Genomic DNA, 15,275 nt, shown 5'->3' with positions numbered 1-15,275 from the left:
CACGCGCGCCAAGACGCCGCCCGGTTAAGCTCTCTGGCTTCTCCGGGCGGCGCCAAGCGGGGCCAATCGGGCTAGATCTGACCGTCCTCCAGCATTTCGGTCACCAGGGCCGCGATCTGGGACCGCTCCGAGCGCGTGAGGGTGACGTGCGCGAACAGCGGATGGCCCTTGAGCTTCTCGACGACGGCGACGACACCGTCGTAGCGGCCGACCCTGAGGTTGTCCCGCTGGGCGACGTCATGGGTGAGGACCACCCGCGAGTTCGCCCCGATCCGGGACAGCACGGTCAACAGGACGTTCCGCTCCAGGGATTGGGCCTCGTCCACGATCACGAAGGCGTCGTGCAGCGAGCGCCCCCGGATATGGGTGAGCGGCAGCACCTCCAGCATGCCGCGCGAGGTGACCTCCTCGATGACCTCGCGCGAGGTGACCGCCGAGAGGGTGTCGAAGACGGCCTGCGCCCACGGCCCCATCTTCTCGGCCTCGGAGCCCGGCAGATAACCGAGCTCCTGCCCGCCGACCGCGTACAGCGGCCGGAAGACCATCACCTTCTTGTGCTGGCGCCGCTCCAGGACGGCCTCCAGGCCCGCGCACAGGGCGAGCGCGGACTTGCCGGTGCCGGCCCGGCCGCCCATCGAGATGATGCCGACGTCCGGATCGAGGAGCAGATCGAGCGCGATCCGCTGCTCGGCGCTGCGCCCCTTGAGCCCGAACGCCTCCCGGTCGCCGCGCACGAGACGGACGTTCCCCTCGGGCGTGACGCGGCCGAGGGCCTTGCCCCGCTCGGAGTGGATCGTCAGACCCGTGTGCACGGGAAGGCCGGCCGCCTCGGGGACGTACACGCTCTCCTCCTCGAAGAGCAGGTCCACCTGCTCGGCGGGGAGCGAGAGCTCGGACATGCCGGTCCAGCCGGAGTCCGTGATGGCGAGCTCGGCGCGGTACTCCTCGGCGAGGAGGCCGACCGAGGACGCCTTGATCCTGAGCGGCAGATCCTTCGAAACGACCGTGACGTCGAACCCCTCGGCCTGCAGGTTGCGGGCGACCGCGAGGATGCGGGAGTCGTTGTCCCCGAGGCGGTAGCCCGAGGGCAGCACGCTGGGGTCGGAGTGGTTGAGCTCGACGCGGAGCGTGCCGCCCAGGTCCCCGGTGGGGATCGGGGCGTCGAGGCGCCCGAAGCGGATGCGGTAGTCGTCCAGCAGGCGCAGCGCCTGCCGGGCGAAGTACCCCAGCTCCGGGTGGTGCCGTTTGGCCTCCAACTCCGTGACCACGACGACGGGAAGCACCACTTCGTGCTCGTCGAAACGGGTCATGGCGTTCGGATCGGCCAGCAGGACGCTGGTGTCGAGAACATAGGTGCGCCGGTCTGGCTGGTGGCGCTTGTTGCTGGTCACCACGGAAGGACGTACCCCCTCGGAAGAGGTCGGGGAGCGACGGAGGGAATCCCGGGCCGGGAGGGCGGGAGCGACCTGCCGGTCGACGGCCGCGCTGCGCGGGGCCGAGAGCCGGCCCTCCAAGTCGCGTCCGTACTCGCCTGCGTACGGTCGTCCTGGTGCAAAGGGCCTCCCGGGCGGACGGCCCCGTGCCGTCCGCTGAGAACCGGTGTCCGTGGTTCGGACACCGACCTGGAGGTGTTATTCCCTCGAACACGCGCAGCCATGCCACGGCATAGGACGACGCGTGCGTTAACTCCTGGTGACCCTTGTGGATCCCTGCCCCGCCGGTCCGCGGGGGTACGAGGGGTGACGCCGGGTCAGCCGCCGAAGCGGCGGTGCCGGGCGGCGTAGTCGCGCATCGCGCGCAGGAAGTCGACCTTGCGGAACGCGGGCCAGAAGACGTCGCAGAAGTAGTACTCGGAGTGGGCCGTCTGCCACAGCATGAACCCGGACAGGCGCTGCTCGCCGCTGGTGCGGATGACGAGGTCGGGGTCGGGCTGGGCGCTGGTGTAGAGGTGCTTGCCGATCAGGTCGATGGTGACGTCGTCGGCGACCTGCTCCAGGCTGGCGCCCTTGTCGGCGGCGTCGAGGAGCATCGAGCGGACGGCGTCGGCGATCTCCTGGCGGCCGCCGTAGCCGATCGCCACGTTGACCAGTATCCCGGGCCGGCCGGCGGTCTCCTCCTCGGCCTCCTTCAGGGCCGTGCGCAGGCCGGAGGGGAGGATGTCGGCGGCGCCGACGTGGTGCACGCGCCAGCGCCCGTCGGTCGCCAGGGTGCGTACGACGCCCTCGATGATGGCGAGCAGCGGGACCAGCTCCTCCGGGGGCCGGTCGAAGTTGTCCGTCGAGAGCAGCCACAGGGTGACGACCTCGACGTCCGTCTCGCTGCACCAGCCGAGGAACTCCTCGATCTTGACGGCGCCCGCCTGGTGGCCCTGTGCGGCGGTGGAGCCGGCGGCCTTCGCCCAGCGTCGGTTGCCATCCATGATGACCCCGATGTGCTTGGGCACCTGGGCGTGGTCCAGGTGGCCTTCCACCCGGCGTGCGTACAGCCCGACCAGCAGGCGGCGCAGCCTGTCGCGCAGGTTCACGGTGTTTTCAGCCTCTCCGTGCAGACGGCGGTCCCCGAGGGCGAAAGCCTACCCCTGTGGCAGCACCCCTTCTGCCCGTGCCCCGGTGGCCCGCCCTGACGTAGTTTCGTCTCCATGAACGACATCTCCCCCTACGTCGCCGCGGGCGACCGGTACGACACGATGGAGTACCGGCGCACGGGCCGCAGCGGTCTGAAGCTCCCCGCCGTCTCGCTCGGCCTGTGGCACAACTTCGGTGACGACCGCACCCTGGACTCCCAGCGCGCGATCCTGCGCCGCGCCTTCGACCTGGGCATCACCCACTTCGACCTGGCGAACAACTACGGCCCGCCGCCCGGCTCCGCCGAGTTGAACTTCGGCAAGATGTTCGCCCAGGACTTCGCCCCGTACCGGGACGAGCTGGTCATCTCGACCAAGGCGGGCTACCTCATGCACCCCGGCCCGTACGGCGAGTGGGGCAGCCGCAAGTACCTGCTGTCGTCGCTCGACGCGTCCCTGAACCGGATGGGTCTGGACTACGTCGACATCTTCTACTCGCACCGTTTCGACCCGGACACTCCGCTCGAGGAGACGATGGGAGCGCTCGCATCGGCGGTGCGGCAGGGGAAGGCGCTGTACGTCGGCGTCTCCTCCTACAACAGCGAGCAGACGGCCGAAGCGGCGCGCCTGCTCAAGGAGATGGGCGTCCCGGCCCTCATCCACCAGCCGTCGTACTCGATGATCAACCGCTGGACCGAGGACGAGCACCTGCTCGACACCCTGGAGACGGCCGGCATGGGCTGCATCTCCTTCGTGCCGCTCGCGCAGGGCCTGCTCACGGGCAAGTACCTGAAGGGCATCCCGGAGGGTTCGCGCGCCACACAGGGCAAGTCGCTCGACCCTGACCTGCTGAGCGACGAGGTCGTGCGGCGGCTCAACGGCCTGAACGACATCGCCTCCCGGCGCGGCCAGTCGCTCGCGCAGCTCGCGCTGCAGTGGGTGCTGCGCGACGAGCGCATGACATCGGCGCTGATCGGCGCGTCCAGCGTGAAGCAGCTGGAGGAGAACGTGGCGGCGCTCGCGGGCCCGAAGCTCACGGACGCGGAGCTGACCGAAATCGACTCGTTCGCGGTCTCGACGCCGGGCACGAACATCTGGGCAGACCGGGGCTGACACGCCCCCTGGAGCACCTGGGAAGTCCCCGAAGAAAAAACGGGCCGGTCCGTGGGGGGGGAGACGGACCGGCCCGAGGGGGGGTTCCCACCATAACCCTTCGTAAGTGCGGGCGCGCGCATCCGCGTGTCACAACTACTCTCCGCAGTCACCCGGCGACGGCGGGCCGTTCGTTTCCGGCCGCTGCTCAGCGGGGTCCCCAGCGCTCCGGCGCCTTGTTTCCGGCGGCAGCCCCGGGCTTTCACTGTCCCTCTCGCGGGTGGTGCGCGCGGTTGACGCGCGTCCGGGGCGGCGGAGCGGCCCCGGCGGAGATGGCGCATTCGGAGTACGCCCATCGGGCGGGTGCGCGGCGGGCGAAGGACGCGGACGGCACCGCGCGGCCCCCTCCGCCGCGCGGTACCGGCACGCAGCTTTGCTCACGCGAATTGCCGTTGGTCTGAACTTACGTGAGCTTTAGGTGTGGATCGAGTGGATGTCGGTAACGATGCGGAATCGGTTACCTGAGGCGGCCGCACCTCGCGTGACCTGCGCCACTCCCCTCACGACGACGGCTTGCGCGCCTCGATGAGATGCCGGGTGCTGTGCGCCACGAAAGGCCCTTCCTTCCCGATGAGCTCATGCAGGGCGAGAAGCCGCGGCCGGTACGCGTCGGCGGTGAACCCCGGGACCATCCAGACGACCTTGCGCAGGAAGTACACGACCGCGCCGATGTCGTAGAACTCCATGCGCAGCCGCTCCGCCCGCAGGTCCACGACCTCCAGACCCGCCGCCTCGGCCGCCGCCTTCTCCGCGTACGGGTCCCGGGCCCGCCGGGCCTCCTCCGGCTGCGGTCCCAGGAAGTACTCGACGAGCTCGAACGCGCTGCCCGGCCCGACGTGCTGGGCGAAGTACGTGCCGCCGGGCCGCAGCACGCGGGCGATCTCGGTGAACCGGGCCACGACCGGATGGCGGCTGGTGACGAGGTCGAAGGCCGCGTCCGCGAACGGCAGCGGGGCGTCCTCGGGGGACGCGACGACGACCACGCCGCGCGGGCCGAGGCGGCGGGTCGCCTTCTCGACGTTCGGCGGCCAGCCCTCCGTCGCGGCGATCAGCGGCGGCAGCGCCGGCGCCTCGTCCAGGACCTCGCCGCCGCCCGTCTGCAGATCGAGGGCGGCCCCGGCGTGCGCGAGCCGCTTCCCCATCGAGCGCGCGTACCCCCAGGACGGGCGCGCCTCGGTGGCCCGCCCCTCGAACCAGGAGAAGTCCCAGCCCTCGGTGGGTTCGGCGACGGCTTCGGCGACCAGGTCCTCGAAGCCGCGGTCCGGGTACGGGATGTTCCGGCGGGCGTCGGCGTCATTGCTGCTCATGGCCCGATGGTCGCAGGGGGCGGGGCCCGGGACATCTCCATTTGTGCGCGGCGGCGCCGGGACCGTGCCGCGGCGACGTCAGGGGTGGCCCCAGCTCCGGTCCGGGGCGGCCCCTCTTCCGTGGGACCCGGTGAACGCACGTACCCTTGGCGGACCCCCGCGCCCCGTCAGAACCACGGCCCCCCACGTACCCGTCCAGGTAGCCGTAGGCCCGTCCCGTCCCACCGCAGAAATGCGAGCACATGTCCGTACGTTCCGCGATAGCGACCTGGCTGACCCGTCTCTACTTCTCCCGGCTCCGGAAGAAGGGGGGCAGCCTCGATCTGTCCGTGCTGGCGAAGCTGCCCGACGCGGCGCTGCTTCCGCTGCGCCGCGACGGCCTCGACCCGGTCCCCGAGATAGCCGCGCTGCGTGACCGCGAACCGGTCAGCAGACTGCCGATCCCCGGCATGACGGTCTGGCTGGTCTCCGGCTACGACGAGGCGAAGGAGGTCCTCGGCGACGCGAAGGCGTTCAGCAACGACTTCCGCCACCTGGTCGGCGTGGGCGGGGCCGGCGCCGACCAGAACCCGGGCGGCCTCGGCTTCTGCGACCCGCCGGACCACACGCGCCTGCGCCGCCTGCTCACCCCAGAGTTCACGATGCGCCGTCTCTCCCGTCTGACACCGCGCATCCACGCCATCGTCGAGGAGCAGCTGCTCCACCTGGAGAAGGCGGCGCACGAGTCGCCCGACTCCACGGCCGACTTCGTCGAGCACTTCGCGATGCCGGTACCGGCCCTGGTGATCTGCGAGCTGCTGGGCGTCCCGTACGAGGAGCGCGACGCGTTCCAGCAGTTCTCGGTGGCCCGTTTCGACGTCCTCGGCGGGGCGGGCGCCTCCTTCGGGGCCGTCTCGCAGTCCCTGGACTACCTGCGCGGTGTCGTCGCGGAGCAGCGGCGCAACCCCGGTGAGGGCCTGCTCGGCATGCTGGTGCGCGAGCACGGCGACAACATCACCGACGAGGAGCTGACCGGCCTCGCCGACGGCGTCCTGACCGGCGGCCTGGAGACCACCGCCAGCATGCTCGCCCTCGGCACGCTGATCCTGCTCCAGGACCGCGAGCACTTCGACGCGCTGCGCGACGCGGAGGACCCGGCGGCGGTGGCGGCGCCCTTCGTCGACGAACTCCTGCGCCATCTGACCGTGGTCCAGACGGCGTTCCCGAGGTTCGCCCGCGAGGACGTCGAGGTCGGCGGGGTCCGGATAGCCGGCGGCGACGTCGTGATCGTCTCGCTCAGCGCGGCGGACCGCGACCCGCGCCTCGGCGCCGACATGGAGGCGTTCCTTCCCGGGCGCCCGCCCGCCTCCTCCCACCTGGCGTTCGGCTACGGCATCCACCGCTGCATCGGGGCGGAGCTCGGCAAGATGGAGCTGCGGGCGGCGTTCCCGCAACTGGTCCGCGCCTTCCCCGAGTTGCGGCTCGGCGTCCCGACGGCGGAGCTGGAGTTCCGGAAGCTGTCGATCGTGTACGGGGTGGATTCGTTGCCGGTGCGGTTGACGGGGTGAGGGCGGCCCGGGGTTATGCCCGGGGCGCGTAAGGCTCCTTCAGAGCGGAGAGGAGGCCGGAGGACGCCCTGGGGGCGGCCGGGATCTCCGTCGTGGGGTCATCGCTCTCGCGGAGGTGGACGACTCCGGCCATCGTCGGCACTTCGACGCAGGTGTTGCCGTCGCCGCCCTCGGATAACGTCGACTTCTGCCAATGCGTGGGCTCGCGCATACCGTGCCTCACAGTCTTTCGCTCAGGTCATATCGGCCACGAAGTGGTCGAATTCCCCTGCCTGTACGCCGAGTACGAAGGCGTCCCATTTCTTGCGGGTGGTGGTGACGACCGTCTCGGGGTCCGACGTCTCGCGCAGGTAGACCAAGTCCTCCGCGCCGAACGCGATCTCGATCCAGGGGCCTGGGCCCTCCGCGTCCTCGGGGGCCGCGCGGGTCCAGGTGAGGTCGGTGGGGATCTCGGTCACTGGTCAGGGTCCTTCAGGGTGCGGAGGAGGTGGGAGAGGGCCGCGGGGGTCGTGGCCATCTCCCGTGCGGGGTCGTCGCTCTCACGGAGGTGGATGGATCCGGTCCCGGGTGCGGTCGCCACTTCTACGCAGGTGTTGCCGTCGCCGCCCCCGAGAACGTCGACTTCTGCCAGTGGATGGGCTCCGTCATGCCGTACGCCTCACAGTTCCTTCGCCAGTCGGTGAATGAAGTCGCGGGACGGCACGGGTTCCAGGGCCGCCTTTCCCACCTTATGCAGCAGCGCCCGGAACCGTCCCAGCTGCGACTCGGCATCGAGAGCGCGCCCTCCACGTGACAGACGCGGCCGACATCTTCCACAGCACACCCGACTGAAGTGGGGCGGGCTGAGCGGGCGGCGGCGCCCGTTCAGCCTCCCTTCGGGAAGGACACCTCCACCCGGCGGTTCTTCTTCCGGCCCTCTTCCGTCGTGTTGTCCGCGATCGGGTAGTCCTCGCTGTAACCGCGGACCTGGAACGTGACCGAACCGCCCTGCGCGCCGAGCGCGGCGCTCAGTTCGTCGTGGACCGCTTCCGCGCGCTTCTTGGAAAGGGTCAGGCCGTGGGCGTACGAGCCCAGGTTGTCCGTGAAGCCGAAGACCCGGACCGCGCCCGCCTTCTGCGTGTTGATCTCGTCCGCGATCGTCTGGATGCGAGAGCGGGCGTCCGGGTTGAGCTTGTCGCTGTCCTTGGGGAAGAGGACCTCGGCCTGGAGGGCGAAGGTGACGTTCTCGTTGGTGTCGGAGCGGCGTTCGTCGCCGGAGAGGTCTTCCACGACGGACTTGATGTCCAGGACCCGCGCCGGGGCCAGCGTCGCGCCGTCGGCGAGTTTCAGGCCGGGGCTGTTGGCGTCCACTTGCGGGGGCGGGGAGCTCGACGTGGTGCCGGGTGGGGCGCCGGACGCCTTGCCGGCGGGGGTGGGGTCGTCGGCGGCCACCGCTGTTCCGGCGGCGAGCACCACCGTGGCCGTGGCCATGGTCAGCGCTGCGGTCACGCTTCGTCGGGGCATGTCAGTCGCCCTCGGTGATCTCGATCGGGGCGGGGGGCATCGCGCCGACCTGGAAGGAGACCTCGGTGGTGCCTTCGGGCGGCGCGGGGAACTGGGCGTACCAGGTGGCCGTGTCGCCGGATCGCAGGCGGGTGAACTTCGTGCACAGGCAGCGTCCCGTGGTGTCGCGCAGGACCAGGTACTTCTTCTTGCCCTGTTGGTCCACCAGGCTGGCGCCGGACAACGAGCCTCCGTTGACCGCGAGTTCGGTCTCGTCGCTCTGCCAGTTGGCGGCCATCCAAGAACCGCTCCCGTCGTTGCGGACCGTACCGGTCACGCTGACGAAACCGCCCTGGTCCCGGGTCGCCGAGTTGATGGAGACGGTCACGTCGCCGTCCTTCGACTCGGCGAGCACCTGCTCGCCCGACTCCGTGGAGGACTCGGAGGGCGCCTGATCGTCGCCCTTGTCGGCGGGCGCGGACGTCCGGGAGGCCGTCGGCTTCTCGCCGCCCCCGTCGCCGTCTCCACCACAGCCGGTCACGGCGAGGACGAGTCCTGTGGTCATCGCCGCGGCGGCCAGCGCCCGGCGGGTCGTCGTTGTGCGCCGAAAGTTCATCGCTGCGGCTTCCCTCTCTCGTCGTTCACTCGTCAGTCGGCCAGGTGGACGGAGAACAACAGTGACGCGTCGGGCAGGTCGGCGGGGTCGAAATCCCCGGGATCGATCTCGACCGGGTTGCCGTCACAGACGAGTTCGACAGGCTCGGGCTCGGGCTCATCTGCGCCCGGGTCCCCGTCGCCTTCGGCGTCCGGGTCCGGCACGGGGGTGGGAGAGGGATCCGCGCCCACGTCCGTGGGCAGGTCGCAGCGAGGTTCGATCACCGCCGTGGCATGAGCCTTCGCCTTGTCGTTCTCCGTGCCAGGGATGATCGTGTCGCCGACCGCGTAAAGGGTCCGTACTTCGACCCAGTAGCCAGGGGAGCCGTTGACCTCGGTGTCGTCGGGGCCACCGATCACCTCCGCGTCGTTCTCGGCTGCGAGCTGGTCGGCCGCGGTCGCCGCATCGGTGCCCTTGTACTTGTCCCCGGTCAGCCAGTCCAGCCAGTCGTCGCCGTCCCCGCCACCGGCCTCCAAGGCGTCGCCGAGCCCGTCCATCAGCTCGTCCCGGGCCGACTGCGCCGCCGCCAGCGCGGCGGCGTCGGCCGCCGACTGCGCTCCGTTGCGCGCCGAGGCTGCTTGGGCGAACGCGAAGAAGGCGAACGCGGCGAAGAGCAGGATGCCGGTCAGCCAGATGTAGATGGGGAGGGTCGAACCACGATCGCCGCGCAGCGACGCCGCTGTCAGCCGCCGATGACCCGGTCGACCGCGTCGCCGATGGCGCCGGAGATCAGCCCGTCCAGCCCCAACTGGTCGATGAGGGTGAAGATCCCGGCGATCAGAATCATCAGCCCCGCATACTCCACGAACCCGGCCCCGGCGTCCCGCCGCGCCCCCCGGACCCGCTCCCCCAGTGAACTCGTCCACGTCATCCACGTCCCGCGCACTCGGTCCTTGATCACGGGGACCCCCTTCCGCCACGTCCTCCAGGGCAACCAGAACAACACACGCAACGTACGCGAACTGCGACCCTGCGCACCCGGTTTCGCCAACATAGGGACCGGGCTTGACCGGATATTGTCTGGGTGTTGCCCGGGGCGTCATCGCGTGCCAGCTCCCTTCCCGTTGCCCTCGTACCGCCTTCGTCATGCCCCGGTCATTCACGACCCAGGGCGGCATTCGCAATAGCCAACCTTTGCTCGCTTTCACTGTAGCCAGTCATGCGCGGGGAGAGGAGGGGTCAACGGCCTAGTATTGAACCGAAGTTGGTCCCTGAGCCGAGGAACATGCCGGTAGCGATCAGGATCATGGTGGCCGGGAGCATGAAGACGAGGGTCACCATCGTTGCCTTCGGGATCGTCTTCGCGGCGCGGCGGCGGGAGTTCTGGGCGTCGGTACGGCGCATGTCCGTGGCCAGTTGGATGAGGGTCTCCGCGATCGGGGAGCCCAGCTCCTCTCCCTGCTGGAGGGCCGAGACGAATTGGGCCACCTGCTCGGACGCGTTGCGGCGGCGCAGTTCGTCGAAGGCCTGGCGGCGTGGGACGCCCATGTCCATCTGGCGCAGGGTGATGCGGAGTTCGTCGGCCCAGGGACCCTCGTACTTCTCCGCCACGCGGTCCAGCGCCTGGCGGAAGCCCAGGCCCGCCGAGACGACCACGGCCAGCACGTCCAGGAAGTCGGGGAGGGTGCGGTCGATGACCTCCCTGCGTTCGCGTACCGCCTGCCAGATCAGCGCGTCGGCGGCGAGAGCGCCGAAGGCGAGGGTGAGGAGGGCCAGGAGCGGGCTTCCGTTGGAGAGGAAGACCAGGCCCATGACGATGCCGAAGAGGCCGTAGATTGCGCGGCGGGCGGCGTACCGGTCGATCGTCAGGCCCCCGGGGTTCCCCGCCATGTCGATCTTGCGGCGCTTCGCGTCCACCCGGCGCGGGCCCATGAGACGGAGGACCAAGGGCGCGAACCGCATGCCCAGACGGTCCACCGCCGAGCCCGCCGTCGAAACGCGGGTGGCGCCCACCTCCAGGGCGAGTGCCAGATCGCTGGGGACCTTGGCCTCGGCCCGGTACATGCGGATGCCCGTGAAGACACCGAGGACCGCCAAGCCGGTCACCAGCGCCAGGAGCAGGCCCACCACCATTGTCGACATGGCTCAGACCCCGATCGTCGGGAACATGGCTCAGACCTCGATCTTTCCCAGGCGGCGGATCACGAAGAACCCGATCCCGTACAGGCCGAGCGAGATCAGGATGAGGGTCTGGCCGAGCGGGGAGCCGGTGACCTTCGCGAGCGCGCCCTCGTTCGAGGAGTTGATCAGGAGGAGGGAGCCGAGGCCGAGGAGCGGGACCGTGAACGCCGTCGCGTTCACCTCCGACAGCATCGTGCGGATCTCGCGCCGGGTCTCCTTCCTGTCCTCCAGGGTCTGGGTGAGGTTGCGCAGGGAGGAGACGACCGTGCCGCCCGCCTTGTTCGCCAGGACCAGCGTCGTGACGAGGACGATCAGCTCGCGGGACGGCAGGCGGCTCGCCAGTTCGTCCAGCGCGTCGTCGACCGAGCGGCCGAGCGCCAGCTGGTCCGCCACCCGGCTCAGCTCCTCGCCCGCCGGGGCCTCCAGCTCCTCCGCCGCCATCGCGAGCGAGGTGCGCAGGGCCAGGCCGGCGGCGGTCGCGTTGGCCAGCAGACGTGCCACGTCGGGGAGTTGGTTGATGAACGCCTCGATGCGTTTCTGCCGCTGCCAGTTGAGGAAGATCACCGCCGCCCAGACGGCGACCGCTCCCGCGATCGGGCCGAAGAACGGGGCCAGCGTCGCCGCCGCGAGGACCCACAGAGCGGCGACGACCGCAGCCACGTAGACCGAGAACTCGCCCGCCGTCAGGTCCAGGCCCGTCGCCGACAGGCGGAGGTGGACGGCGCGACCCAGGCGGGTGCGGCGCAGGCGGCGGTCGACGGCGGCGAAGCGGCGCACGCGGCCGGCCAGCGGGCCGGAGCCGCCGTCGCCCGCCCGGTAGTCGTCCAGGCGGTCGACGAGGGCCTGGCGCTGGGCGCGTCCGGACGCGTAGACGTGGATGCCCGCGATGGCGAGGACGCAGGTCACGAGGGTGGCGCCGAGGGCGATCAGTGCGGGGTTCGTCATGCCGGACCGTGCCCCCTCTCCCGTACCGATGTCATCCCGTGGCCTCCCTCGTATGCCGTGCGTCCACCGTCTCCACCACGCCGTACGCCGGCGGGACCGACTCCCCCGCCACGTACAGGCGGTCCGCGATGCGGCGCGGCAGCGGGAGGTGTTCGTAGTAGCCGTGGACGCGGCGGCGTTCCAGGTCCGTGGTGCCCGAGACGTACGGCTGGGCCACGAAGCGGGTCACGGGCGCGATCGTGAACTGTTCGCGCCCGTGCGAGACCAGGAGCACTATCTCGCTGACCCGGCGGGAGCCGTCCGCGTGCCGGGTGAGTTGTACGAGGACGTCGACGGCCGAGTTGATCTGGTCGCGCAGCGCCTCGAACGGGACGTCCACCTCCGACATGGAGCCGAGCGTCTGGAGGCGGGTGAGGGCGTCCTCGGCGGTGTTCGCGTGGACGGTGGCGAGAGAGCCGTCGTGGCCCGTCGACATCGCCTGGAGCATGTCGAGCGTCTCGCCGCCGCGGACCTCGCCGACGATGATGCGGTCGGGGCGCATGCGCAGGCTGTTGCGGACGAGGTCGCGGATGGTGACCTGGCCCTTGCCCTCGACGTTCGCGGGGCGCGACTCCAGGCGAATCACATGGTCCTGCTGGAGCTGGAGTTCGGCCGAGTCCTCGATGGTGATGATGCGCTCGTGGGACGGGATGAGGGCGGAGAGGGCGTTGAGGAGAGTCGTTTTGCCGGAGCCCGTGCCGCCGCTCACGATGACGTTGAAGCGGGAGCGGACGAACGCCGCGAGCAGCATCAGCATGTGCTCGTCGAGCGAGCCGAGTTCGAGGAGTTCGGTGAGGCTGTACGCGCGCGGGAAGCGGCGGATCGTGAGGGTGGCGCCGGTCAGGGCGAGCGGCGGGATGATCACGTTGACGCGTTCGCCGGTGGGGAGGCGGGCGTCGACCATGGGGTTCGACTCGTCGACCCGGCGGTTCACCGTCGAGACGATGCGCTCGATCGTCTGCATCAGTTGTTCGGGGGACGCGAAGCGGAGCGGTAGCTGTTCCACGCGGCCCGCCCGCTCCACGAAGATCGCGTCCGGGCCGTTCACCATGATCTCGGTGATCGACGCGTCGGCGAGGAGGGGTTCGAGGATGCCCAGGCCGAGGGCCTCGTCGACGACCCGGCGGATGAGCTGGGTGCGTTCGGTGGAGGAGAGGACCGGGCCCTCGCGGCTGATGATGTGGCCGAGTACGCGTTCCAGGCGGACGCGGCGGTCCGCGGCCTGGAGCGTGGACATCTCGGCGAGGTCGATCTCTTCGAGGAGTTTGGCCCGGTAGACGGTGACCAGGCCCTCGTCGCGGTCCGGGGGTGTTCCGGCGGGCGTTTCGCGGGTGGCCGCCACGCGGGAGCGCAGGCTCATGTCTTCGTTCAGCTCCCGTCGGTGTTCGTGTCGCCGGCGCGGTCGCTCGGCATCGTCGCGGAGCGGTTGATGTCCCAGCCGTCGAAGAGGGGGATGATCGCGGCCACGTGGACGGTGACGGTCGCGGTGACGGTGTCGCCGGTCGCGATCGACGGTTGCGGGTCCAGCCAGCCGCTGGCGGAGCCGACGGCCGCCGCCGCGCCCGTGCCCTCGTTCAGCGACTCCGCCCTGGCTCCGGCCCGCGCCGCGCTTCCCGCCTGATTCGCGCCGTATCCGACGAGGCCGAGCTGGATCGCGGCGAGGCCGATGATGAGGAGGAAGGGGAGGAACCCGGCGAATTCCAGCATGGAGACGCCGCGGTCGTCCCACCTCACCCTCTCCGGCGATGGAGGAGCGGGGTCCTGGGCGGAGTCCCGTGGCCTGGGCGCTGTGGCCGGGGCGGAGTCCCGTGGCCCGGGCGCGGTCACTGGTCCGCCTCCGACGCCGCGCCCGCCTCGCCGGTGACGGTCCACCCCGGGTTCACCCCTGGGAAGAACACCGGGACGTCGACCTCCACCGTGGCCTTCATGAGGGCGCCCTCGGAACCGCAGCCGATCTGCGCGCCCTGCCAGGCCGACGGCAGATGCTCCTTGCCCGCCGCCGTGCAGGCCGCGCCGAAGTCCCCGCCGCCCGCCTGCGCGGAGGTAGCCGCCCGTGCCGCCTCGTCCGCCGCGTTCCCGGCCAGGGAGTACGTGTAGCCGTACAGCACGCACTGCCACAGCAGGGCGAGGACGACGAGCACCAGCGGGAACATCGCCGCGAACTCGAGCGTCACCGCGCCCTTGTCGCCGCCGACGCGGCGGCGGGAGCGGCGGCCGTTCGTCGTCTCCGGGGCGGGGGCCGCGACCAGGCCCAGCTCACCGGCGAGCGTCCACAGCGCCTGCTTGACGGTGGAGCGGTTGTCGAGGTCCTGCATGCGGCCCGCGTCCACCGCCGCCGCGAGCTCCTTGTACGCGGCCGGGACGGCGGCGCGGGCCGTCTTCGTGCCGGTGACACGTTCGATGAGCGGGGGCTGGATCTCGGCCGAGCGGGCGTGCCGGTTGACGACCGTCAGGGTCTCCTCCGCCTTGCGGATCTGGAGGCGGTCCCAGAGACGCACCATGCGTTTGGCGGCCCGGACCGCGATCACGTCCGGGGTGACCAGGAGAACCGCCTGGTCGGCGAGTTCGACCGCCGCCGCGTTCGCCGCGCCCATCTGCGTACCACAGTCGACGACCACGATCTCGTACCGGGCGCGCAGGGCGTGGACGACCTGGCGGGCGACGCGGTCGGTGATCTCTTCGCCGCGTTCGCCGTCGGCGGGGGCGAGGAGGAGGTCGATGCCGGTCTCGTGGGTGTAGACGGCGTCCTGGAGGACGCGGGGGGTGATGTCGCGGATCGCGGCCAGGTCCGCCACCGAGCGGCGGAACTGCACGTCCAGGTACGACGCCACGTCGCCGGACTGCAGGTCCAGGTCGAGCAGCGCCACCGAGCGGCCGGAGGCCCGCGCCGCCAGCGCGAACTGGACCGCCGCGAGCGTCGTGCCGACGCCGCCCTTCGCCCCGGTCACCGCCACGACCCGGCCGCCGCCGCCCGCGGGCATCAGCTCGGCATTCGTACCGCCCGCGAGGTGCCGCCGCATGCCCGCCGACCAGGACGCGGCGGCGTGGACGCGCTCGGCGAGGGCGTCGTAGCCGAGCGGGAACGCGACCATGCCGCGCGCTCCGCTGTCCATCGCGGCGGTGAGCAGCGCGGGGCTGGTGTCGGCCGTCGCGAGGATGACGCCGACGGCCGGGAAGCGCAGCACCAGGTCGCGGATGAGGTCCAGCGCCGGTACGGGGCCGATCCGTTCGTGTACGAGGACGACCTCGGGCAGCTCGTCGAGCGACTCCGCGGCCAGCCTTGCCAGGGTGTCGAGCAGAGCGGTGGAGTCGGCGACGGGTGGGGCGGGTTCGGTGTCGGGGAGTTGGGAGAGGAGGGTGACCAGGGCGCGGGCCGCCTCCGGCTCGCTCGCGGCTGGGAGGATTCTTGTGGTCATCGGCGTTCTCCCTTCGAGGGCGCTGGGTCCCAAGTCACGGGGCTCCGC

17 protein-coding genes are annotated in these 15,275 nt (G+C 70.9%); 2 read left to right on the top strand and 15 right to left on the bottom strand.

Annotated elements, in window-relative coordinates; translation table 11 throughout:
* Positions 1-71 precede the first annotated feature (71 nt).
* Positions 72-1,394 carry a PhoH family protein gene (locus tag ACH4RC_RS11580; RefSeq protein ID WP_398198424.1) on the bottom strand — a complete coding sequence of 441 codons (1,323 nt, stop codon included), beginning with the start codon at positions 1,392-1,394 and terminating at the stop codon, positions 72-74.
* Between the two features lie 356 nt (positions 1,395-1,750).
* On the bottom strand, positions 1,751-2,524 hold the full coding sequence (locus ACH4RC_RS11575; protein ID WP_398198420.1) for an isoprenyl transferase: 774 nt from the start codon (positions 2,522-2,524) through the stop codon (positions 1,751-1,753).
* 114 nt (positions 2,525-2,638) lie between these two features.
* Here ACH4RC_RS11575 and mgrA point away from each other — a divergent pair, with 114 nt between their 5' ends.
* Positions 2,639-3,676 (top strand): L-glyceraldehyde 3-phosphate reductase, encoded by a 1,038-nt coding sequence (gene mgrA, locus ACH4RC_RS11570; protein WP_398198417.1) that lies wholly within the window; start codon positions 2,639-2,641, stop codon positions 3,674-3,676.
* Between the two features lie 539 nt (positions 3,677-4,215).
* Here the strand turns inward: mgrA and ACH4RC_RS11565 are convergent.
* Positions 4,216-5,022 carry a class I SAM-dependent methyltransferase gene (locus tag ACH4RC_RS11565; RefSeq protein ID WP_398198414.1) on the bottom strand — a complete coding sequence of 269 codons (807 nt, stop codon included), beginning with the start codon at positions 5,020-5,022 and terminating at the stop codon, positions 4,216-4,218.
* Positions 5,023-5,264: 242 nt separating this feature from the next.
* On the opposite strand from ACH4RC_RS11565, the gene ACH4RC_RS11560 reads away from it, so the two are divergent.
* The gene (locus ACH4RC_RS11560) at positions 5,265-6,569 is read left to right on the top strand and encodes a cytochrome P450 (RefSeq protein WP_398198411.1); all 1,305 of its coding nucleotides are present in this window, start codon (positions 5,265-5,267) and stop codon (positions 6,567-6,569) included.
* A 13-nt stretch (positions 6,570-6,582) separates the two neighbouring features.
* Here the strand turns inward: ACH4RC_RS11560 and ACH4RC_RS11555 are convergent, their stop codons facing one another.
* The 12 genes from ACH4RC_RS11555 to ACH4RC_RS11500 all read right to left on the bottom strand — a co-directional run bounded on the left by ACH4RC_RS11555 (position 6,583) and on the right by ACH4RC_RS11500 (position 15,227).
* Positions 6,583-6,780: a DUF397 domain-containing protein gene (locus tag ACH4RC_RS11555; protein ID WP_398198409.1), complete on the bottom strand. Its 198-nt coding sequence runs from the start codon at positions 6,778-6,780 to the stop codon at positions 6,583-6,585.
* A gap of 22 nt (positions 6,781-6,802) precedes the next feature.
* Positions 6,803-7,027 carry a DUF397 domain-containing protein gene (locus ACH4RC_RS11550; RefSeq protein WP_398198406.1) on the bottom strand — a complete coding sequence of 75 codons (225 nt, stop codon included), beginning with the start codon at positions 7,025-7,027 and terminating at the stop codon, positions 6,803-6,805.
* Positions 7,024-7,149 carry a hypothetical protein gene (locus ACH4RC_RS11545; RefSeq protein WP_398198404.1) on the bottom strand — a complete coding sequence of 42 codons (126 nt, stop codon included), beginning with the start codon at positions 7,147-7,149 and terminating at the stop codon, positions 7,024-7,026. Before ACH4RC_RS11545 ends, ACH4RC_RS11550 begins: the two co-directional genes overlap by 4 nt.
* Positions 7,150-7,433: 284 nt before the next feature.
* Entirely contained in the window at positions 7,434-8,072 is a 639-nt protein-coding gene (locus ACH4RC_RS11540; protein WP_398198401.1) for an OmpA family protein, read from the bottom strand.
* Position 8,073: 1 nt separating this feature from the next.
* Positions 8,074-8,667 carry a hypothetical protein gene (locus tag ACH4RC_RS11535; protein ID WP_398198399.1) on the bottom strand — a complete coding sequence of 198 codons (594 nt, stop codon included), beginning with the start codon at positions 8,665-8,667 and terminating at the stop codon, positions 8,074-8,076.
* A 32-nt stretch (positions 8,668-8,699) separates the two neighbouring features.
* The gene (locus ACH4RC_RS11530) at positions 8,700-9,347 is read right to left on the bottom strand and encodes a pilus assembly protein TadG-related protein (RefSeq protein WP_398199176.1); all 648 of its coding nucleotides are present in this window, start codon (positions 9,345-9,347) and stop codon (positions 8,700-8,702) included.
* 41 nt (positions 9,348-9,388) lie between these two features.
* The gene (locus tag ACH4RC_RS11525) at positions 9,389-9,577 is read right to left on the bottom strand and encodes a hypothetical protein (RefSeq protein WP_361080883.1); all 189 of its coding nucleotides are present in this window, start codon (positions 9,575-9,577) and stop codon (positions 9,389-9,391) included.
* A 308-nt stretch (positions 9,578-9,885) separates the two neighbouring features.
* Positions 9,886-10,788: a DUF5936 domain-containing protein gene (locus ACH4RC_RS11520; RefSeq protein ID WP_398198396.1), complete on the bottom strand. Its 903-nt coding sequence runs from the start codon at positions 10,786-10,788 to the stop codon at positions 9,886-9,888.
* A 30-nt stretch (positions 10,789-10,818) separates the two neighbouring features.
* The gene (locus ACH4RC_RS11515; RefSeq protein ID WP_398198393.1) at positions 10,819-11,772 is read right to left on the bottom strand and encodes a type II secretion system F family protein; all 954 of its coding nucleotides are present in this window, start codon (positions 11,770-11,772) and stop codon (positions 10,819-10,821) included.
* Between the two features lie 31 nt (positions 11,773-11,803).
* Positions 11,804-13,171, bottom strand: coding sequence for a CpaF family protein (locus ACH4RC_RS11510; RefSeq protein ID WP_398198390.1), 1,368 nt, complete (start codon positions 13,169-13,171; stop codon positions 11,804-11,806).
* An 8-nt stretch (positions 13,172-13,179) separates the two neighbouring features.
* Positions 13,180-13,545, bottom strand: a complete 366-nt coding sequence (locus ACH4RC_RS11505; protein WP_398198387.1) for a TadE/TadG family type IV pilus assembly protein — start codon at positions 13,543-13,545, stop codon at positions 13,180-13,182.
* 89 nt (positions 13,546-13,634) lie between these two features.
* Positions 13,635-15,227 carry a CpaE family protein gene (locus tag ACH4RC_RS11500; protein WP_398198384.1) on the bottom strand — a complete coding sequence of 531 codons (1,593 nt, stop codon included), beginning with the start codon at positions 15,225-15,227 and terminating at the stop codon, positions 13,635-13,637.
* Positions 15,228-15,275 lie beyond the last annotated feature (48 nt).

This window comes from Streptomyces sp. NPDC016845, from assembly GCF_044332585.1.
Taxonomy (GTDB): Bacteria; Actinomycetota; Actinomycetes; order Streptomycetales; family Streptomycetaceae; genus Streptomyces.
The sequence above is the reverse complement of the archived record's forward strand: the minus strand, read 5'-3'. Positions and strand labels throughout refer to the sequence as shown.